Source organism: Hyalangium ruber (genome assembly GCF_034259325.1).
Classification (GTDB): Bacteria; Myxococcota; Myxococcia; order Myxococcales; family Myxococcaceae; genus Hyalangium_A; species Hyalangium_A rubrum.
On the sequence record NZ_JAXIVS010000011.1, the window covers coordinates 234,711 to 253,848 of the forward strand.

Annotated in this window: 18 protein-coding genes; 8 read left to right on the forward strand and 10 right to left on the reverse strand. The window is 70.1% G+C overall.

The features are described 5' to 3' along the window. Positions 1-73: 73 nt before the first annotated feature. The 3 genes from dnaG to rpsU all read right to left on the reverse strand — a co-directional run bounded on the left by dnaG (position 74) and on the right by rpsU (position 2,961). A complete protein-coding gene (gene dnaG / locus SYV04_RS29195; RefSeq protein WP_321549225.1) occupies positions 74-1,900 on the reverse strand; it encodes a DNA primase in 1,827 nt (608 codons plus the stop codon). Positions 1,901-2,216: 316 nt separating this feature from the next. Further along, positions 2,217-2,675, reverse strand: a complete 459-nt coding sequence (locus SYV04_RS29200) for a GatB/YqeY domain-containing protein (RefSeq protein ID WP_321549226.1) — start codon at positions 2,673-2,675, stop codon at positions 2,217-2,219. 91 nt (positions 2,676-2,766) lie between these two features. Beyond that, entirely contained in the window at positions 2,767-2,961 is a 195-nt protein-coding gene (gene rpsU / locus SYV04_RS29205; protein ID WP_002614080.1) for a 30S ribosomal protein S21, read from the reverse strand. 119 nt (positions 2,962-3,080) lie between these two features. On the opposite strand from rpsU, the gene SYV04_RS29210 reads away from it, so the two are divergent. Further along, complete coding sequence (locus SYV04_RS29210; protein WP_321549227.1) at positions 3,081-4,673, forward strand: HEAT repeat domain-containing protein; 1,593 nt, start codon at positions 3,081-3,083, stop codon at positions 4,671-4,673. Between the two features lie 32 nt (positions 4,674-4,705). Here SYV04_RS29210 and SYV04_RS29215 read toward each other — a convergent pair whose 3' ends face one another. Together SYV04_RS29215 and SYV04_RS29220 are read right to left on the reverse strand one after the other, a co-directional pair. Continuing rightward, positions 4,706-5,617 (reverse strand): GGDEF domain-containing protein, encoded by a 912-nt coding sequence (locus SYV04_RS29215; protein ID WP_321549228.1) that lies wholly within the window; start codon positions 5,615-5,617, stop codon positions 4,706-4,708. Between the two features lie 70 nt (positions 5,618-5,687). Continuing rightward, positions 5,688-6,740 (reverse strand): asparaginase, encoded by a 1,053-nt coding sequence (locus SYV04_RS29220; RefSeq protein WP_321549229.1) that lies wholly within the window; start codon positions 6,738-6,740, stop codon positions 5,688-5,690. A gap of 68 nt (positions 6,741-6,808) precedes the next feature. On the opposite strand from SYV04_RS29220, the gene SYV04_RS29225 reads away from it, so the two are divergent. Genes SYV04_RS29225 through truD form a run of 3 tightly spaced genes read left to right on the forward strand, consistent with a single transcriptional unit; the run spans position 6,809 to position 10,132 of the window. Next, a complete protein-coding gene (locus SYV04_RS29225; RefSeq protein ID WP_321549230.1) occupies positions 6,809-7,792 on the forward strand; it encodes a DsbA family protein in 984 nt (327 codons plus the stop codon). A 10-nt stretch (positions 7,793-7,802) separates the two neighbouring features. After that, positions 7,803-9,119, forward strand: coding sequence for a DUF4388 domain-containing protein (locus SYV04_RS29230; protein WP_321549231.1), 1,317 nt, complete (start codon positions 7,803-7,805; stop codon positions 9,117-9,119). Then, positions 9,116-10,132, forward strand: coding sequence for a tRNA pseudouridine(13) synthase TruD (gene truD, locus SYV04_RS29235; RefSeq protein WP_321549232.1), 1,017 nt, complete (start codon positions 9,116-9,118; stop codon positions 10,130-10,132). The genes SYV04_RS29230 and truD overlap by 4 nt, the downstream gene beginning before the upstream one ends. A 55-nt stretch (positions 10,133-10,187) precedes the next feature. On the opposite strand, the gene SYV04_RS29240 is transcribed toward truD, so the two are convergent. Beyond that, positions 10,188-11,627: an OmpA family protein gene (locus tag SYV04_RS29240; RefSeq protein ID WP_321549233.1), complete on the reverse strand. Its 1,440-nt coding sequence runs from the start codon at positions 11,625-11,627 to the stop codon at positions 10,188-10,190. A gap of 20 nt (positions 11,628-11,647) precedes the next feature. Further along, a complete protein-coding gene (locus SYV04_RS29245; RefSeq protein ID WP_321549234.1) occupies positions 11,648-11,989 on the reverse strand; it encodes a DUF4398 domain-containing protein in 342 nt (113 codons plus the stop codon). A 163-nt stretch (positions 11,990-12,152) separates the two neighbouring features. Here SYV04_RS29245 and SYV04_RS29250 point away from each other — a divergent pair, with 163 nt between their 5' ends. Beyond that, positions 12,153-13,133, forward strand: a complete 981-nt coding sequence (locus SYV04_RS29250; protein ID WP_321549235.1) for a HEAT repeat domain-containing protein — start codon at positions 12,153-12,155, stop codon at positions 13,131-13,133. Beyond that, positions 13,130-14,017, forward strand: a complete 888-nt coding sequence (locus SYV04_RS29255) for an N-acetylmuramoyl-L-alanine amidase-like domain-containing protein (protein ID WP_321549236.1) — start codon at positions 13,130-13,132, stop codon at positions 14,015-14,017. Before SYV04_RS29250 ends, SYV04_RS29255 begins: the two co-directional genes overlap by 4 nt. A gap of 10 nt (positions 14,018-14,027) precedes the next feature. On the opposite strand, the gene SYV04_RS29260 is transcribed toward SYV04_RS29255, so the two are convergent. Further along, positions 14,028-14,471: a putative signal transducing protein gene (locus SYV04_RS29260; RefSeq protein ID WP_321549237.1), complete on the reverse strand. Its 444-nt coding sequence runs from the start codon at positions 14,469-14,471 to the stop codon at positions 14,028-14,030. Positions 14,472-14,527: 56 nt separating this feature from the next. Continuing rightward, on the reverse strand, positions 14,528-14,890 hold the full coding sequence (locus SYV04_RS29265) for a response regulator (RefSeq protein ID WP_321549341.1): 363 nt from the start codon (positions 14,888-14,890) through the stop codon (positions 14,528-14,530). A gap of 145 nt (positions 14,891-15,035) precedes the next feature. Between SYV04_RS29265 and SYV04_RS29270 the strand changes: the two genes are divergently transcribed. Both SYV04_RS29270 and SYV04_RS29275 read left to right on the forward strand, forming a co-directional pair. Then, positions 15,036-15,395, forward strand: a complete 360-nt coding sequence (locus SYV04_RS29270; protein WP_321549238.1) for an HPF/RaiA family ribosome-associated protein — start codon at positions 15,036-15,038, stop codon at positions 15,393-15,395. A gap of 143 nt (positions 15,396-15,538) precedes the next feature. Further along, complete coding sequence (locus tag SYV04_RS29275) at positions 15,539-17,467, forward strand: MXAN_5187 family protein (protein WP_321549239.1); 1,929 nt, start codon at positions 15,539-15,541, stop codon at positions 17,465-17,467. Positions 17,468-17,480: 13 nt separating this feature from the next. Here SYV04_RS29275 and SYV04_RS29280 read toward each other — a convergent pair whose 3' ends face one another. Further along, complete coding sequence (locus SYV04_RS29280; protein ID WP_321549240.1) at positions 17,481-19,130, reverse strand: ATP-binding protein; 1,650 nt, start codon at positions 19,128-19,130, stop codon at positions 17,481-17,483. Between the last annotated feature and the right edge of the window lie 8 nt (positions 19,131-19,138).

Genomic DNA, 19,138 nt, shown 5'->3' on the forward strand with positions numbered 1-19,138 from the left:
TAGAAAACAGGTGCTTGGCCTGGAGCGAGCCGGCCGATCTACAGCAAAGTACTAGATAGTTACAAACGCGAACTCAAACCGGTTGCACTGGGGCCTTTGTTCCCGTAGGCGCGGGCTTCAACTCGTCGAGGACGCGCTTCTTCAGGGCGAGCAGTTCGATTCGCTCGGTGAGCAGCCGCCGGGTCTCCTCCGTGAGGTCGTACGCGCCAGGAGCCTGCTTCGTGGCCTTCTCTATATAGCCAAGCTGCTCGTCGATTCGCCGCAGCATCAGCTTGCGGCACACGGTGAGGAACGTCTGCTCCAGGGCGGCGCCGGCCTCGGGAAGCTGACGCAGGGCCACTTCGATGGCGCGTTTGACGGGCTCGGCCGCCTCGAACAGCGCATCTTCCACGCCCTGTCCGGACGTGGCGTGGGCCAGCACCACCCGCAGTCCGGTGTGGGATAATTCATCACCCGTGCGGAAGGAGTCGCGGGCCATCAAGCGAGGCTCACGCAGGGTGGCGGCGACGTACATGGCCTCCAGGGCATCCGGAGGGCGCACGGGGGCCGGGCGGGCCGCGGGCGGGCGCTGGGCGCCGGGGGCTGCCTGAGCGGGCGCGCCTGGCTTGGGCACGGGCTTCGTGGCGGGCTTGGGGCGCAGGGCCCCTTCGAGATCTCCCGCGGGCAGGCCGAAGTGGGAGCCGACGGCGTTGAGGAAGGCCGAGCGCACCAGTCCCATGGGGAGCTGGGCCGCCATCGGCTTGAGGCGCTCGAGCGCCGCCATTTTCTCCTCGAAGCTCGCCTGGGCACCCTGCGGAAGGACACTGGCGAAGATGTGGGAGGTCAGCGGCCGCGCTCCTTGGAGGAGCCGCTCCACTCCGTCCGAGCCTTCTCGACGCGCGAAGGTGTCCGGATCATCCCCCTGAGGCAGCAGGGCTACCCGAGCGGCTGCTCCGGCAGCGAACAGGGGACCGGCCAGTCGCTCGACCGCGTTGAGGCCGGCCTGGTCCCCGTCCAGCAGGAGGATCAGGTCGCGCGCCTCGGCGCGGCGCAGCAATTGGAGGTGGCCGGGGGTGAGGGCGGTGGAGCAGAGGGCCACGGCGTGGCGCACCCCTACCTGGTGCAGGCCGATGCAGTCGAAGTAGCCCTCCACGAGGACGGCGGCCTTGCGCTTGCGGACCTCGTCCCGGGCCTGATCCATGCCGTAGAGCGTCTCGCTCTTGTTGTAGAGCTGGGACTCCTTGGAGTTGAGGTACTTGGGGCCCTCTTCAGCGCCCACCAGGCGGCCGCCGAAGCCGATGGGGCGACCTTCCGGGGCGCGGATGGGCACCATCAGACGGCTGCGGAAGAAGTCGTAGTAGCCCTCCGCGTTGGGGCGGCGCTGGACGAGGCCGGCCTTCACGCCCCAGTCCACCATGCCGGCGCGCGTGAGCTTGTCCGCCAGCACGCTCCAACCACTGGGAGTCCAGCCGAGCCCGAAGGCCTGGGCCGTCTCCTCGGAGACGCCACGATTGGCCAGGTACGCCCGGGCAGCGCGGCCCTCGTCCTGCCACAGCAGCGCTTTGAAGTGCTCGGCGGCGAGGTCCGTGACTTCCTTGAGCTGCTGGCGCTCGCGGGCCCCCGGATCCTGGGCGGCCTCGATGTCCACGCCGACCTCGCGGGCCAGGTCCTTCACCGCGTCCACGAAGGTCTTCCCCAGGTAGCGCTGGACGAAGGACACCGCGTCCCCGCTCGCGCGGCACCCGTGGCAGAAGTAGAAGCGCTTCTCGGGCACCACGTAGAAGGAGGGCGTCTTCTCCTGGTGGAAGGGGCAGCGGCCCTTGAACTCGCGCCCGGACTTCTTGAGCTCCACGTGGCGCGAGATCAGGGAGACGATGTCCACCCGGTCGAGGATTTCTTCGATCTTGTGCTCAGGGATCACGCGGCCCCCCTCGGCTGGAGGTGAGTGCCACGAAGCATGCCCCAAGGCTCCGACGCCCCGGGTGGGTTGCATTGGCGCATGGCGCCTTTGAATCTAGTGCCTGTGCCCCACCAGGGAAGCCGGGCCGGGGCAGGGCCGCGCCGGCATGGGACCTGGGCGGTATTCTCCAGCGGGGTGGGCACAGGTACGGCTCCTCCCGCCCGCAGACGCCGAAAAGTAGGCGCGAAACGGGCAGGGAGTAGCCATTAACGGGAGATCGACGGGAGGGCAAGTTCACCCCCCCGGATCAGCCGAAGGCCGAAAGCTTGCTGAATGATCAGGACAGCTTGGCCAGCTGCGCCTTGACCTCGTCGGACACCGCCCGGCCCTCGGCGCGGCCGGCGATCTTGGGCTGCAGGGCCTTCATGACCGCGCCCATGTCCTTGGCGCTCTTGGCGCCCACGGCGGTGATGGCGGCCTGCACCTCGGCGCGCAGCTCGTCGGCCGTCAGCTGCTTGGGCAGGTAGTTCTGGAGGACGGTGATCTCCGACTCCTCCTTCTGGGCCAGGTCGTCGCGGCCACCGGACTTGTACTGATCCACGGAGTCGCGGCGCTGCTTGATCAGACCGGCGATGACCTTCTCGATGCCCGCGTCATCCAGCGCGGAGGCCCCGGGCTCCACTTCCTTGTACTTGATGGCGCTCTTGAGCATCCGCAGGACGCTCGTGTTCAGCTCGTTCTTGGACCGCATCGCGTCCTTGAGGTCCGCGTCGATGCGCTCTTTGAGGGTGGCCATGGCAATAGCTCCAGAGTGGGAGGGGGAAGGGGTCGACGGGAAAGGGCCGGGGCTTCTGACTGCCAGCGCCCCGGCGCCTCTCTGCGCGTCGTTAGAACGACTTGCGCGCCTTCTTCACCGCGCGCTTCTTGGCGGCGAGGGCCTTCTTCTTGCGCTTCACGGAAGGCTTCTCGTAGTGCTCGCGCTTGCGGATCTCGGAGAGGATTCCGGCCTTCTCGGTGGCCTTCTTGAAGCGCTTGAGAGCGCTCTCGATGGACTCACCTTCCTTGACTCGAATACCGGGCAATGCAGTCACCTCCTTCCGCTTGCGTCAAAAGGTAAAAAGGGCAGCGGATATGGCGCACCGGCCGTCAAAACGCAAGGACGCCGCTAATAAGGATGTGGGTATTCGACTAGACTCGCCACGTGAGTCCCGCTCTCCTCCTCCTGGTCCTGCTCTCGGCCAGCCCGCGTGGCGGCACGGGGGCCACTGACTGCTGGGTGTCCTGCCAGCGGCACGTTCAGGATGCCTCGCTCCGAGCCCGGGTCTGCAAGGCCTGCATTACCCGGGGCGGCCCCGAGTCCTGGGTGCTGGCGGTCGGGGGCCTGAAGCCCGTACCGGAGGACGTGCTGCGCTCGGCGCTCAAGGATGAGGACTGGCGCGTGCGCTGGGCCTCGGTGCGTGCCGGGGCCAAGGCGCGCGGGGTACCGGAGAACCGCGCCCTGGCGGAGTGGGTGACGGCAGGCCAGGCGGCCGCCGATCTGCCTGCCTGTCTCACCGCCGCCCGGGCCGCCGCCGAGGCCGGAAAGTCTCCGCAGGACTTCTTCCAGGGCGCTGGAGACAAGGGGCCCGCCGCGGTCTCCCGCATCCAGGCCCGCCGGGATGTCATCCGCCAGGCGCTGGAGGTCGAGGTGTATGCCGAGGACCCGGGCACGCGGGAGCGGGCGCTGTCCCACCTCTCCACGTTCCTCAACCAGCCTCCGGCCCGAGTGGCGCTTCAGTCCATGGAGGGACGCCCGGAGTCCGGCGACGCGGCCGTGGCCGGAGGACTGCGCGCCATCGCCGAGCGCAAGGACACCTCCGTGGGGCGCATGCTCCTCGAGGTGGCGAAGCCGGCGGACCAGGAGCGCGTCAACCGGCTCTTCGCCGTCTACTCCCAGGAACTGCAGGCTCTGCAGCCGGAGCTCACCTCGGGGGATCCGCAGAAGCGCAGGACCGCCGTGGCCTCGCTGCGCATCTATGGCCCCCTGGCCCAGCGTGAGCTGGAGGTGGCCTTGAAGGACCCGGACAGGCAGGTGCGCCAGCATGCCGCGCGCGCGCTGGCCCAGGCCGAGGGCCTCAAGGTGCAGGAGGCGGTTGGCCAGCGGTTGCGGTCCGGCGCGGACGTCGACGCGCAGCGGCCGTGGTTGGAGTTGCTGGCGCGAGAGAAGAACTGCCAGGCGACGTTGCTGGCCGTGGCCGAGGACTCCAAGCAGCCCGCCCCCGTGCGCGGAGAGGCGCTCGCCCAGCTCGTCGACTGCGACATGGGGGGCCGCGATCGCCTCAAGCGCATCGCTCCGTTCCTACGTGACGCCCAGGCGCCCATCCGTGCCGGGGCGGTGCGGGCGTTGGGCGCGGTGGCCGCGGGCGCCGAGATGACCGAGGCGCTCACCGCCGCCCTGGAGGACCCTGCTCCGGAGGTGGTCGCGGCGGCCATCGACACGGCGGCCCTCAAGCGGCAGTCGCCACAGGCCGACGTCATCGCGGCGTTGCTCGGCTCGGAGCACCCGCAGGTCCGTCAGGCCGCGGCGCTCGCCCTGGAGCGGCTCGGAAAGCCGCAGCACGTCAAGGCGCTCTCCGAGTGCCTGCGGCAGGACTCCGTGCCCGCCGTCCGGGTCTCCGCGGCGCAGACGCTCGGGGTGCTGGGGGGGCCGTTCGCCGTCTCCGCGCTGAGCGAGGCGGCCAAGAAGGATCCCGACACCCACGTGCAGCACGTGTCACGCGAGGCGCTCAAGCGCCTGGGCTTCTCGGGACGCTGAAGCCGACGCTGAAGTCCTCCGTTGGGAGCGCTTCAGGGACCGCTGACGGCCTTGGCGTCCACGCGGTTACGGCCCGCGCGCTTGGCCCGGTAGAGGTACTTGTCCGCCGCGGCCAGCAGGTCATCGGGCTGGGAGAAGTCCGAGTCCAGCAGCGTCGCCACGCCCAGGCTGATGGAGACCTTGATGGGCGTGCCGCTGAAGATGAAGTCGCTGCGGTCCACCGCGTTGCGGCACCGCTCGGCACACGCCAGCGCCTGCTCCTCGGCGGACTCGCGCAGCATCAGCGCGAACTCCTCGCCGCCGTAGCGCGCCAGCAGGTCCTCGGTGCGCACCGTGTCGCTCACCCGCTGGGCGATGCGCGTCAGCACGTAGTCGCCCGCCGGGTGGCCGTACACGTCGTTGATCTTCTTGAAGTGGTCCACGTCGAACATCACCAGCGACAGCGGCACCCGGTGGCGCAGGCAGTAGGCGAACTCCTTGCGCAGCGTCTCCATGAAGAACTTCTTGTTGTAGAGCCGCGTGAGCCCGTCGCGCGTGGCCGACTCGTAGATGCTGCGCTGGTACTGCTCCTCGAGCGCGTCCTGGATGGAGAACTTGAGGACGGTGTTGGAGCCGATCTGGATCTTGTCGCCGTCGTAGAGCGGGGCGGTGTTCACCCGCAGGCCGTTGAGGTAGGTGCCGTTGGTGCTGCCCAGGTCCACGAGCTGGAAGCGCCCGTCCCCCAGCGCCACCACCTTGGCGTGCTTGCGGGAAATGCCGTCGTCCTCGACCTGGAACTGGGCCTCGGCGCTTCGGCCCATCGTCGTCTCCGAGCGGTCCAGCTTGAACATCCGACCGATGCCCGCAGCGGACTTCGCGCTGATGACGATCAGGTACGCGCTCTGCTGCTGAGCGTTGCTCAGCAGGTCCGCGATGGAGTGGACGTTTGTTTTCTCCTCGGACATCGGCCCCATCTTAAGTGCCGGGATTTCGTGGCGGCAAGCATACGGTCACCTCTTATGGGTGATCTCCCCTTTACCGGGAGTGGGGCTTGCGGCCTCGCTTCCGGGGTTCGGAGGGTGGAACGGGCGGGCGGCCGAGCGTCAGCTCCCCTGCCACGGGGGTCTGGATGAAGCGACCCACCGCCTCGGGAGAGCGGTGGTAGGCCAGCGCCTGCATCAGCTTCACCAGCGCCGCCGAGGGCGTCAGGTCCGCTCCGCCGATGGCCCCTTCCTCCCGGGCCGCCGCGCCGGACTCATACAAGGTGAGGTCCACCCCGTTGCGGTAGGCCTGGCTCACCACCACCACGGGGATGCCCCGCTCGCGCGCCTGGGCGAAGAGAGGGCGGAGCGAGCGGCCCAGGGAGGGGTCGATCGGGAAGTTGCCCGCCCCGTAGGCCTCCAGCACCAGCCCGCGGATGTGCGGCAGCAGCGCCAGGGGCAGGGCCGGGTCCAGCCCTGGGTACGTCTTGAGGAGGAAGACGCGCGGGTCCAGCCGCTCGAAGAGGCGGAAAGGGCCCTTGGGACGCAGGCCCGGCTCATAGGTGGCGTCCACCCCCAGCGTGCCCAGCACCGGGAAGTTGGGGCTCTCGAAGGCGTCGTACTCGGCCACCTTCACCTTGCGGGTGCGGTTGCCACGGTAGAGGTGGGAGTCGAAGCAGATGGTCACCTCGCGCGGCCCATGGAGCGCCGACAGCACGGCGTCGATGAGGTTGAGCCGCGCGTCGCTGCGAATCTCCCCAAGCGGGCGCTGTGAGCCGGTGAGCACCACCGGGCGGGGCAGTCCCCGGAGCATGAAGGAGAGCGCGCTGGCCGTGTAGGCGAGCGTGTCCGTGCCGTGTGTCACCACCGCCCCGTCGAAGTCCGGCAGCCGGCGGTGGAGGTGGGCCGCCATCCGGCTCCAGAGCTCGGGCTGCATCTCCGAGCTGTCCAGGTTGGAGAACAGCTCCAACTCGATGTCGGCCAGGTGGAAGAGCTCGGGGGCGCGCTGCTTCAGCGTCCGGAAGAAGGCCGCGGGGCGGAGCGCGGACGGCCGCCCCCCAGCCATCCCCAGCGTTCCCCCGGTATGTAGCAGCAGGACTTTGGGCATGAGCGGCCCTTCACTGACAAAGCCCGCCTTCCTTTACAAGCCCTGCGCGCGTAGCTAAGACCGGCGGCGTGTTCCCTCCCTGCTGGAAGCGAGTCGTCCTCCTGCTCGCCACCGTGTCCCTGACCGGTCTGGCCTGCACCAAGAACCCCGAGGTGGCCCCCGCCGACAAGGCCGGAGCCGCACCTACACCCACGGCCGCGCCCACCACGCCCGCCCAGCCCCCCGCGAAGGCCCCCGCGGCCGCCGAGGGCAACCCCCTGGCGGGTATTCCGGGCATGGACTTCTCCGCGCTGCCGCCCACGGCCCAGCGCGAGCTGGCCACCGTCTTCAGTGACGAGTTCTGCTACTGCGGCTGCCCCCACACCCTGGGCGCCTGCCTCAAGCAGCACACCGGGTGCCGCCACGCCAAGCGCATGGCGCGGCTGTCGGCGATGAGCGTGGCCGACGGCATGCCGGCCACCGAGGTGATTGTGAGCCTGTCGCGCTACTACGCCACGTTCCGCGAGCGCCGGGTGGAGCTGAAGGTGGACCCGCGCATGTGCATGGGCGACGCCAACGCCCCGGTGACGCTGGCGGAGTTCTCCGACTTCGAGTGCCCCTTCTGCGCCAAGGCCCGTCCCATCCTCGAGGACTTCGCCAAGAAGAACCCCCAGGTGCGCTTCTGCTACCTGCCTTTCCCGCTGCCGGGCCACGCCAACGCCATCCCCGCGGGGCAGGCGGCGCTGTGGGCGCGCGACCAGGGCAAGTTCTGGGAGATGCATGACGCGCTCTTCATGAACCAGCAGAACCTGTCCCCCGCGGCCCTGCCGGCCCTGGCCGAGAAGATCGGCCTGTCGGGCGCCAAGCTCCAGGAGGTGCTCAAGGCGGGCACCTACGTGCAGGAGCTGGAGTCCTTCAAGGCCATGGGTCGGGCGGCCAACATCTCGGGCACGCCGGCGCTCTTCTTCAACGGGCGCACCTACAGCCTGGGGCTCGAGCCGGAGCAGCTCGCCCACAGCGTGGAGGACGAGATCGAGTGGCGCACCCACAACAACGCCTGGGGCGCCGACTGACGACACGGCCATGACGCCCCCCCGCTTCCGCATCGACGGGCAGCAGCTCGTCCCCGAGGAGCGTCTCGGGCCACCCGCGCTCGGCGGACGTACGGGCTCGTATGCGCTGATGACCACGTCGTCGGACCTGCTCGTCTTCTCGCGCGTGCCGGCTCAGGGAGGCTCCATCCCCGCCCCCCGCGTGGTGATGGCGGGCGACGCCAGCGGTTTTCCGCTGTCGGATCTCATCGCCTTCCTCAGCCAGTCGCGCTGGAGCGGCCTCATTCGCGTGCGCACGCCCGGCGGCGAGCGCTCCATCACCCTGCGCGAGGGCGAGGTGCGCGGGGCCAGCTCGGATGACCCGTCGGACCGGCTGGGCGAGGTGCTCATCCGCCTGGGCTACGTGGACCGCAATCGCCTCGAGGAAGTGCTGCGCGAGCAGCCGCCCTCCAAGGTGGGCCGCGCCCTGGTGGAGCGGGGTGTGTTGCAGGCGCATGACCTGTTCAAGTGCGTCACCCACCAGGTGAGCGAGATCTTCCACTCCATCGTGTTGTGCCGCGAGGGCTCGTTCTTCCTCATCGACCAGCCGCTGGACGACAAGACGAGCAACAACATCCAGCTGTCCACGCAGAGCCTGCTGATGGACAGCATCCGGAAGATCGACGAGATGGCGCACTTCCGGAAGCGCATCTCCCACGGCCGAATGTACGTGGGCAGGAAGCGCGCCTCCGACGGCAAGCTGGAGGAGGACGAGGACCGCGTGCTGGCCATGCTGGATGGACGGCGCACGCTGGTGGAGCTGGGCCACATGGCCAAGCTGTCCGAGTTCGACATCACCAAGGTCGTCTTCCGCCTGCTCGAGGGCGGCTTCGCGGTGCTGTCCGAGAAGCCGCTGGTGCCTGCCGCTCCCGTCGCGGAGAGGGCGCCCGCCGCCACCTCCCGGCCGGTGGCCGCGGCGCGCCAGACCCGCGGAGACCCTCGCGAGGTGGCGCGCGTCTTCAACCGCATCTTCCGGGAGATCCGCGACGAGGTGGCCAAGCAGGGCATGGACGCCGAGTTCATCGCCGCGGCCAACGCGGCGCTCTCCGGGCAGGCGTTGACGTCCTCTCCCGTGCTGGAGGGGTTGGAGCTCTCGGTCGAGGGCACCATGCCCGAGCCGAAGCTCATCGAGGCCTTCGAGCGCCACCGCTCGCACATGGGCTCCGAGCCCGTCGCCTCCTTCAAGCAGGCACTCAGTGACGTGATGTTCTTCCTCCTCTTCCAGGCCGGAGAGCTGTTGGAGTCCCGCGCCGATGAGGACCTCGCCCGGCGCGTGAAGGAACTGCTCGCCCAACTCGAGACGCCGTGACGGCCCTGCCGCGATTGACCGAGGGCGTTCCCGGGTGCGGCGGTGCCTTCAAGCTCGTGCCCGAGGACTTCGAGGTGGAGGAGCTGCCCGCATACGCGCCCGGCGGGGAAGGGGAGCACCTCTTCCTCTGGGTGGAGAAGCGGGGAAGGGACACGCGCGAGGTGGTGCGCGCCCTGTCCAAGGCGCTCGGGGTGGCCGAGGGCGACATCGGCGTGGCGGGCATGAAGGATCGGCACGCCGTCACCCGCCAGCTCCTCTCCGTGCCGGCGCGGGCGGAGGCGCAACTGCCAGGCTTCGAGCTGGAGGGGGTGCGTGTGCTGTGGGCGCGCCGCCACGGCAACAAGCTGCGGACCGGCCACCTGAAGGGCAATCGCTTCCGGCTGCGCATGCGGGGCGTGCGGGATCTGGGCGCCGCGCGGGAGGCCTTCTCCCGGCTGGGAGCGCAGGGCGTGCCCAACTACTTTGGAGAGCAGCGCTTCGGGCGCGAGCGGGCCAACGCCGACCTGGGCAAGCTGCTCATCCTGGGGCAGCGCCTGCCCAAGCGGCCCGATCGCTTCGAGCGGAAGATGTACCTGTCCGCCTTCCAGTCGCTCCTGTTCAACCGGGCCCTCGCCGCGCGCCTGCGCGAGGGCACCTTCGACCGGGCCCTCCTGGGAGACGTGCTTCGCAAAGAGGAGACGGGTGGCCTGTTCGTCTGCGAGGCGCCCGAGGTGGATGGCCCGCGCGTGGCCGCCTTCGAGGTGAGCCCCGCCGGGCCCATGTTCGGCCCGAAGATGACGCCCTCCGCCCATGGCGTGGCCGAGGCGGAAGCCGCGCTGCTGGCCGAGGAGGGCGTGACGCTCTCCGACTTCACGCGCGGGGGCGGTGAGACGGAAGGCACCCGACGACCCTATCGCGTCCTGATGGGCAGCCCCGAGTTCACTCCCGAAGGGGAGGACCTGGTGCTCGCCTTCGACCTGCCTCGGGGCGCGTACGCCACCGAGGTGCTGGCCGAACTGCTGAAGGAAGGCTAGGGCGCCCGGGCACGGGGTGGGGCGGGGAAGCCCTCACCCCCTGCCGAGCGGCCTGCTACTCGGCGACGTTGAACTCGGTGCGCCGGTTCTCCGCGCGCCCCGCCTTCGTGGCGTTGGAGGCCACCGGCCGGGTCTCGCCGAAGCCCACCGCCTCGAGCCGACCCGGATCGATGCCCAGCTTGATGAGCTGCGCCATCACCGAGTCCGCCCGCTTCTGCGACAGCTTCAGGTTCGCCGTGTCGTTGCCCACCGAGTCCGTGTGGCCCTCGATGCGCAGCTTCTTGATGGACGGCGTGTCCCGGAGCGCCTGCGCCACGTCGCCCAGGATCGCGAAGCTCTCCTTGCCGATCATCTTCGCCGAGCCCGTACCGAACTTGATCTGCTTCTTGATCTCGATCCGGTCCTTCTTCACGACGACCAGCTTGTACTGCTTCGCGCAGCCCTTCTCCTCCTGGATGCCGGGCTGATCCGGGCACGCGTCCAGCCGGTCCACCACGCCGTCCCCGTCCTTGTCCGTGTCCGGGCAGCCGCCGTTCTCCGCCGGGCCCGACTGCGCCGGGCACTTGTCCTGGCCGTCCGGCATGCCGTCCGCGTCGTTGTCCAGGTCCGGGCAGCCGTCCTCGTCCTGGAAGCCGTCCTTGTCCTCCGGCTCGTCCGGGCACTTGTCCTGCGGATCGTTGAGTCCGTCCCCGTCCTTGTCCACGATGGGGCAGCCCAGGTTCTGCGGCGGTCCCGCCTCGTTCGGGCACTTGTCCGCCGTGTCGACCATGCCGTCCTGGTCGTTGTCCAACTCGGGGCAGCCGTCCTCGTCCTGGAACCCGTCGCGGTCCTCGGCCTGGTCACCGCAGCGATCGTCCTTGTCGACGATGCCGTCGTTGTCCCGATCCTTGGGCGCCTCTTCCGGGCAGCCGGCGTTGTCGGTCAGGCCGGCGATGAGCGGGCACTTGTCGGCCGCGTCGTTCACCCCGTCCTTGTCGTTGTCCGGGTCCGGGCAGCCGTCCAGGTCCTCGAAGCCGTCCTTGTCCTCGGCCTGCTCCTGGCAAGGGTCGTCCTTGTCCATGATGCCGTCGCCGTCCGAGTCCGTCTCCTCGATGCGCACCACCACCTGCTGGGGCTGCTGAGGCTGAGGCTGCTGCGGCTGTTGGGGCTGCTGAGGCTGGGGCTGCTGAGGCTGATCGGGCTTCTCGCGGATCACCACCGTGGTGGCGCAGCCCTTGGTCAGCTCCGCCACCTTCTTGGAGGCGGCGTTCGCCAGGCGCTGGTGCTCCCGCGCCCGCGAGCTGTTGCCCTGGCTCAGCTCACCCCGGGCGAAGGACAGGTTCGCGTCCGCGATGGCCAGCTCGCGGAGGAGGTCGGGCTTTCCGCACGTCAGCGCCCCATTGCTGCGGGCCTTCTGCAGATCGCCTTCGATAACCTTGGATTCCTCACGCACCTGGGCCCCGCTCACGCACGCGGAGCAGGCCAGCAGGAGCGCGGAGACCAGCAAACGCTTCATCGGGTGGCGTCCTCGCTCTTTCATGGCTTGGCGGGCGGAGGGGGGTGGCAGTTGGCGATGGCGGCCTTGGTGCGCTCGTCCTCTTCTTCGCCCGTGGACTTCTGGCGTGCCGCCTCGGCGCACTCGGACGCCTTCTTGGCGAACTTCACGCCCACCTCGTAGTCCGAGTAGCCCACCTCTTCGCGGGCCTTGTCCAGGTAGAGACCGGCCGCGGTGAACTCGTAGGGTGCCTTCTCCCCGGCCCCCGCGGTGCGCGCTGCTTGGATCTGCACCTCGGCGTCGAGGATGTTCGCGGTGGAACGCACAGGGCCGCACCCGGCGAGGGCGCCCGCCACTGCCACCAGTACCGACAGATGCTTCATGGGGAGGCCTTGGGCTCTAGAGGGCTGGAGAGACGAACGTTCAGGTCGTATCAATCGTGTCCAGGGGGGTCAAGAAACGGGCGCATCCGCTGGCCAGGCGGGCGGCCAGGGCAGAGGTTTTGACAGGCTGGCATACCCCTTGTCATCGTCCGACACCGTGCGCATGCCCTTTCGTTCCCTCGGCCTGGCCGTTCTGCTCCTCGCCCCCCTTGCCTTCGCGTTGCCGCCATCCGCCCAGAAGCGGCTGCGCAACCGCGCGGAGGTCGACGGGATGCTCGAACAACTGGTCGACGGCGGCTCGGTGCAGACCATCATCTCGAAGCTGAAGTACAACGGCGAGACGGAGTACGCGGCCGACGAGATCCTCATCTACCTGCGCAAGACGGTGGATGAGCGCGGGCGCCGCAACCTCGTCGCCGTACTGGCCGGCCTGGAGACGCGCGGCGCGGAGGGCGCCCTGGTGAAGCTGGCGCAGGACCCCGACAGCGCGGTGCGCATGTACTCGGCGCAAGGGCTGGGGCGAATCCGGAGCCGCAACGTGGAGGTGCTGCTGCCGCTCCTGGAGGACAAGAGCAGCGGTGTGCGCAAGGAGGCCGCCAAGGCGCTGGGCGCCTCGCGCAACTCCGCCATGAGCAGGATGCTGCTGGCGGCGGCCAAGAAGGAGCCGGAGCTGGAGGTCCGCGCCGAGATGCTGGTGGCCGCCGGGAGGGCCGGGGACACCAAGCAGATCCCCGCGCTCAAGGAGTTCCTCGCCAGCGACTCGGAGAGCACCCGCTTCGCCGCGGCCCGGGGGCTGTGCCAGCTGGGCTCCCCGGACGGCTTCACCTTCGCCAACAAGCTGCTGGGCGCCGAGGACCGCTTCGTGCGCCGCCAGGGGCTGGTGCTGTACGAGGGCGTGCCCGCGAAGAAGGCCGAGCCCGCGCTGCGCCCCTTGCTCGAGGACAAGGACCGGACGCTCGCCGCGGGCGCCGCACGCGTCCTCTACCAGGGCGGCGACAAGCAGATGATGGAATGGCTGGTGCTGGCCTCGTGGAACGCCAAGGGCTACGACGAGAAGGCAGCCTACGAGAAGGAGCTGGAGACGCTGCAGTTGGCCGATGATGTGCGCAAGACCATCCTGCGCAAGGCGGGCGTGGCGAAATGATGGGGTTGGCTGGCGCGCTCACCACGGCGCTGCTCCTGGCACAGACGACCGCGACCCCCGCTCCGCTCACCGCGGGTGGCTGGGCGGCGCTCCCGGTGGAGAAGAAGGCCGCCCTGCTCAAGGCCGCCGAGCTGGAGGCTCCGCTCTCGCAGCGCCTGCTGCGCGTGAGCGAGCGCTTCATCGGCACGCCCTATGTCGCCTCTCCCCTGGGCGAGGGCTCCGGGGTGGATCCGGATCCGACGTTCCGCACGGACGCGGTGGACTGCCTCACCTTCGTGGAGCAGACGCTGGCGCTGGGCATGGCGCGCAACGAGGAAGAGGTGGGGCCGCTGCTGGAGCGCCTGCGCTACGCCAGCACCCCCGTCTACGAGGACCGCAATCACCTCATGGAGGCCCAGTGGCTGCCCAACAACCTGCGCAAGGGCTTCCTGGTGGATGTGACCCGGCGCTACGCGGGCGAGGACGCCGTCCAGGTCCAGAAGACGCTCACCGCGCGCACGTGGACCTCCAAGTCCTCCCAGGCGCTGGCGCTGCCCCGCGAGAAGCAGGTGACGGGCACCTTCACGCTGAACATGCTCCCGTTGGACCGGGTGATGGCGCACGCGCGCGAGCTGCCCACCGGCACCATCCTCATCATCCTCCGGGATGATCTGCCGCTGAAGGCCACCCGCATCACCCACCTGGGCTTCGTGGTGCAGAAGGGCAAGCGCACCTGGCTGCGGCACGCGGCGCGCAACGGCTACCTGCGCGTGGTGGACGAGGACTTGGAGACGTTCCTGGCCCGCAACTCGCGCTACGCGAAGTGGAAGGTGACGGGCGTGAGCCTCTTCGAGGCCCGCCGCCCCGCCGAGCAGGGCGAGGGAGCAGTCGTCCGCTCGCCCTGACGTCCGTCGCTCAGCTGACCCCGGGAGGCGCGCTGGCGGCCTCCGTCTCCAGCTCCTCCTCCTCGGCCGCGCGCGAGGCCTCGTCGGAGGTGGCCTCCAGCCGGGCCTTCTCCCGGGCCAGCAGCTCGGCGGCCCGCTGGGTGTGCTCCTCCGGTACGAGGATCTCCCACCAGGGCATCGGGTTGCCCGTGGTCAGCACGTCCACGGTTCCGGCCCGGCGCGGCCGCGAGAAGACGGGGATGTTCTCGGCCTCCAGCATCCGCACGAACTGCTCCGCCGTCAGGGGATCCTCCGCGGTGCCTACCCGGATGAACTCGCGGGTGTCCCGCTCATGTGGCAGCGGCAACCCTCTCTGGCGCATGCCGTCGGCGTCCACCAGCTGGCTGCCAGGACAGTCCGAGCACTCCGTCGCGCTGTCCTGATACTCCGAGCCACACTCGATGCAGTATTTCATCGCTCCCTCCCTATCCCGAGAAACTGGGGCCTGAGAGCGAAATTAGCACGGCCCCCTCAGTGTCGAGCGGCTTCCCCCAGGCTTTCCACGGCAGCCGACAGTCGGTCCACGTCAATGGGCTTGCGCAGCACCACGTCACAGTGCTCGGCGCCATCCACCTGCGCGAAGCCAGAGACGAGGATGACGCGCGCCTCGGGGTGGATCTGCTTCACCCGCTGGGCCAGCATCGTGCCGCACATGCCCGGCAGCGACTCGTCCGTCACCACCACGTCGGGGTGATCCGCCTCGAAGGCCGCCAGCCCCGAGAGCCCGTCGCCCGCGGTGCGGACCTCGAAGGCTTCTTCCAGGATCTCCGCCAGCAGCTCGCGGCTATCGCCATCATCCTCGATCAGCAACACTTTGATGCGGTCCGTGCCCATGCGCCTGAGCAACCCATGTGCGCATCCGAAACGTCCGCGGCCCCCAGGCCCTTCGCCCCTCGGTCGGAGAGCGAGCAAGGGTGTAAGAGTTGGCCCCTCACCAGCCGGGATTGGACTGTGCATCTTCATGTCCGGAGGTGATTCCATGAAGGTGTTGATGCGGGGCGTGCACCTGTCCCTCTCGGACGGGCTGAAGGCGTATATGCAGGAGCATCTGGTCGAGCACGTCGAGCGGCTGTTCGATGACGAGGCGGCGGAGATCGACATCTCGCTGGTGGACACGAACGGCCCCAAGGGCGGCGTGGACAAGGAGTGTCGCGTGACGGTGCGGTTGCCGGCGCTGTCGGCCATCCACGTCACGGAGACCGCCGGGACGCTGCATGAGGCCATTGATCTGGCGCGGGATCGGCTGGTGACGGCGCTCAAGCGGACCCTGGAGAAGCGCCGCGACGTGAGCAACCAGGGGCTGCCCCAGGACGTGGCGTCCAACGTGCCTACGTACTAGGCGAGCAGGTGAGCGAGGGCTCGGGTTTCCAGGCTCCCTGCCTGGCGCCCGAGCCCTGGGTGTGTGCCTTTGCCGATTCTTGCTGGGTAAGAGCGGTGGACGCTATAAGCGACAACCTCTCTTCCCGGGGCTAAAGGACGGCGATGGTTCGCGTCAAGTTCCTCATTTTCGCATTCCTGGCCATCGGGCTGGGCCTGGCTCACCTCTTCGTGCTCTCGGGGCCGATGGAGGCGCAGGCGATCAAGGACGCGCAGGCGCAGGTCGGGGCAGGCACCGCCGAGGTGGTGCGCACCCTGGAGGCGCGCCGTGGCATCGCCCGCGCCCTGGGGCTGAAGCTGGCGGGCAATGCCGAGCTGGTCTCCGCCGCTCAAGAGATGACGGGCCCCGAGGCGCCGGCCGCCGAGCGCTTCGCTGCCCTGCGCGCCGCCGCCGAGGCCGCGCTGCCCAAGGACTTGCAGGGCGTGGTGATCGGCGTGGCGACCGAGTCGGGCGCCTGGCACGCGCGCGCTGGCGGTGAGCCGTCCGCGGACACGGCCGCGCTGGATGTGAAGGCGCTGACCCAGGCCGATGCGCCCTCCGTGGTGGAGGCCTTCGGTGCTCCGCATGCGTTCGCCACCGTGCCGCTGGTGTGGAAGTTCGTGCGCATCCCCGGCGCCGAGCGTCTCGAGGTGCAGCTCGCCGCGACGCTGGTGGTGGGCGTGCCGCTGCTGCCCGAGGGTGCTCTGGACGGCGCGGCCGTGGCCTCGGGTGTTCCCGCGCTCGAGCTGGTGAAGGACCAGACGGTAGTGGCCAGCGGTGGTCCCCAGAAGGGGCTCATCGAGGGCGTGCGAAGCTCGCTCAAGGAGGGCGAGCCGGCCCAGGTCGTCAAGCGGGGTCAGGTCTCCGCCCTGGGCCCGGTGAAGCTGCCGGTGCTCACCACGGGCAAGGACTTCCTCGGTGGCCAGGCCCCGCTGCTGGTGGGCTCGCGCCGCGCGCTGGAGGGCACGCCCTACGAGGTGATCGCCCTGATCAGCCCTCGGTTGATGGTCACCCTGGCGGACTACCAGCGCAACGCGCTCTTCGGGCTCGCGGGCCTGCTCGGCGTGAGCCTGCTGTGGACGGTCATCATGGGCGCTGGCAAGCGCGCCGCCTCCGCTCCCGAGGAGGTGCGGCAGGGCGGAGACACGCTGGGCCTGGGCAACGCGATGCATGCCATGCCCCCGCAGGAGCAGGCCCCCATCGTCGAGGCCCTTCCCGAGGCGCCGCCCGTGACCCACCCCGGGCTCGAACTGACCGGCGCCACGCCGTATGCCGAGCCGGCTCCCTCGGCCTCGGGTGAGTTCCCCTTCGGCCCGCCGCCGCAGGCCTACCCGGACGCTTACGCCGCCGAGCCACCGCCTCCCGCCGCGGATCCCTTCGCGTTCCCGCCGCCGCCGGAGCCGCAGGCGCACCCCCAGGCGCACGCGTTCGGTCCGGCGCCGGTGCCCTTCGATGCCGATGCACTGCCGCCTCCTCCGGATGCGCTGCCGCCTCCCGTGGCCACGGCTTCGCCTCGCGCCGGGGCGTTCGCCTTCGAGGAGATCCCCACGGCGGCGTATTCGCTCCAGCAGGCGGCCGATCCGTACGCCGCCGCGAGCGCGATGGACGACAACCCGGAGACGACGCGCGTGGCGGCCATCCCGCGCGAGCTGCTCCAGGCCTCCGTCCGCCCCGTGACGCAGGAGATGCCCGTGGCGCCCCCGCGTCCCGCGACGCCGCCGCCGCACGCTCCCTCCGTCGCTCCCGTGCCGTGGAACACGCCCGAGGCCCAGGCCATCCCGCTGCCGGGCTCGGCCTACCAGGCCTTCATGGGCAACACCGAGGAGGCCTTCTCGGAGGAGGACTACCACTTCCAGGAAGTGTTCCGGGAGTTCGTCCTCACCCGCGAGCGCTGCCTGGAGCCGTCCGACGGGCTCACCTACGACAAGTTCGTTCAGAAGCTGCGCAAGAACAAGGAGCAGCTCATGTCGAAGTACACCTGCCGCACGGTGCGCTTCCAGGTGTACGTGAAGGAGGGCAAGGCCGCCCTCAAGGCCACGCCCGTCAAGGACTGACGCGGCGCCGGACTCAGAGCGCGCGCGGCAGCACCAGGCTGAAGCGCGCGCCCTCTCCGGGCTCGCCGCCGACCTCCAGCTTGCCGCCGTGCTCCTGGAGGATCCGCGAGGCGATCGCCAGCCCCAGCCCCGTGCCGCCCTCCTTGGTGGTGAAGTAGGGCTCGAAGATGCGGGCGCGGTGCTCGGGAGGGATGCCCGGGCCGGTGTCCTCCACCTCCACGATGGCGTCGGTCTCCGTGCCCTTCACGCGCACGCGCACGCTGCCGCCCTTGTCCTTCATGGCCTCTTCCGCGTTCTTCACCAGGTTGACGAGCACCTGGGTGAGCTGATCGCGGTCCGCGCGCGCCACCACGCCCGTCTGCAGCGTGGGCAGCAGGGTGATGCCCGGGGGCGGCGTGGCGTAGAGGGACAACACACTCTGCGCCAGCTCGCCCAGGTCCACGGGCGCCAACTGCGGCTTGGGCAGCCGGGCGAAGCGGCTGAACTCGTCGACGATGCGCCGCAGCCGGTCCACCTCCTCCAGCACCACCGCGGCGCTGTCTCGGAAGAGGGTGGGGAAGCGCGCGTCCTGGGCGCTCTGCGCCGCCAGCAGCGTCTCCAGCGACATCTGGATGGGCGTGAGCGGGTTCTTGATTTCATGCGCCAGCCGCCGGGCCACCTCCTGCCACGCGGCGATGCGCTCGCTGGCCACCAGGCGCTCGGTGGTGGAGCGCAGCTCGGAGGTCATGTGGTTGAAGGCGCGCACCAGCTCGCCCACCTCGCCGCTGGCCTGGGCCGTCACCTGCACGTCCCGAGCGCCTTCGGCCACGCGGCGGGCGCCCTCGGTGAGCGCCTCCACCGGGCGCGTAATCCGGCGGGCCATGAGCAGCCCCAGCAGCCCCGCGAAGCCCAGCCCCGAGCCGGCCAGCAAGAGGAAGGCGGTGGTGACGCCCTGCTCGGCCTCCAGCACCGCCGCGCGGCTGAACACCAGGTGTACCGCCGCCGCGTCCCCCAGGGGCAGCACGCGCTCCACCGTGGGCGGCGCGGCGCCGCCGGCTCGGGCCACCACCCTGTCTCCGGAGCGCAGGGACACCTCGGCCTGGGTGAGTCGGGAGAGGTGTTGGGCAAGTCCCTCGTCCAGCAGCACCCCGCCCACGGCCCACAGCCGCAGATCGCCGTAGTCCACCGGGCGGGCGGTGACGAGCGCGGGCACCTCGCGCAGCCCCTCGTCCGAGCGCACGCTCACGCGCACCGGGACGGGCTTGGGGGACTTCTGCTGGGTGACGGCGAACAGGGCGGGATCCGGGTCTCCGCGCCGCGCGGGCAGGTGGCCCGAGGACAGCGTGGTGCCCTGGCGGTCGAAGAGGCTGAGCACCGTCAGGCCTCGGCTGCGCATCAGCCCCTCGGCCGTGTCGGATTGGATGGCGCGGGTAGGGCGCTCGTGTGCGTCCCGAGCCAGATCCTCCATGGCGGTGCTCTCGACGAGCTCCTCCACCGCGCGTCGGGCCCGCTCGGCGGAGCGCTCCAGCGACTCCTGGGCGGAGGTGGTGGCTCCCTCCATGCGCGTGTCCAGCTCGCGCGAGAGGGTGCTGCGCAGGCGGCTCATGGTCAGCGGCACCACCACCGCCAGCGGCACCAGCGCCAGCAGGGCGAAGGCGAGCGCGAGCCGGGTCCTCAGTCGCATGACGGGCT

Bases quoted from the DNA above. Each gene is read 5' to 3' on its own strand.
- SYV04_RS29200 (WP_321549226.1), bottom strand. From the start codon at position 2,675: ATGGCCACCCTCAAAGAGCGCATCGACGCGGACCTCAAGGACGCGATG.
- SYV04_RS29215 (WP_321549228.1), bottom strand. From the start codon at position 5,617: ATGTCCGAGGAGAAAACAAACGTCCACTCCATCGCGGACCTGCTGAGC.
- SYV04_RS29220 (WP_321549229.1), bottom strand. From the start codon at position 6,740: ATGCCCAAAGTCCTGCTGCTACATACCGGGGGAACGCTGGGGATGGCT.
- SYV04_RS29230 (WP_321549231.1), top strand. From the start codon at position 7,803: ATGACGCCCCCCCGCTTCCGCATCGACGGGCAGCAGCTCGTCCCCGAG.
- SYV04_RS29240 (WP_321549233.1), bottom strand. From the start codon at position 11,627: ATGAAGCGTTTGCTGGTCTCCGCGCTCCTGCTGGCCTGCTCCGCGTGC.
- SYV04_RS29245 (WP_321549234.1), bottom strand. From the start codon at position 11,989: ATGAAGCATCTGTCGGTACTGGTGGCAGTGGCGGGCGCCCTCGCCGGG.
- SYV04_RS29250 (WP_321549235.1), top strand. From the start codon at position 12,153: ATGCCCTTTCGTTCCCTCGGCCTGGCCGTTCTGCTCCTCGCCCCCCTT.
- SYV04_RS29255 (WP_321549236.1), top strand. From the start codon at position 13,130: ATGATGGGGTTGGCTGGCGCGCTCACCACGGCGCTGCTCCTGGCACAG.
- SYV04_RS29260 (WP_321549237.1), bottom strand. From the start codon at position 14,471: ATGAAATACTGCATCGAGTGTGGCTCGGAGTATCAGGACAGCGCGACG.
- SYV04_RS29265 (WP_321549341.1), bottom strand. From the start codon at position 14,890: ATGGGCACGGACCGCATCAAAGTGTTGCTGATCGAGGATGATGGCGAT.
- SYV04_RS29270 (WP_321549238.1), top strand. From the start codon at position 15,036: ATGAAGGTGTTGATGCGGGGCGTGCACCTGTCCCTCTCGGACGGGCTG.
- SYV04_RS29275 (WP_321549239.1), top strand. From the start codon at position 15,539: ATGGTTCGCGTCAAGTTCCTCATTTTCGCATTCCTGGCCATCGGGCTG.
- SYV04_RS29280 (WP_321549240.1), bottom strand. From the start codon at position 19,130: ATGCGACTGAGGACCCGGCTCGCGCTCGCCTTCGCCCTGCTGGCGCTG.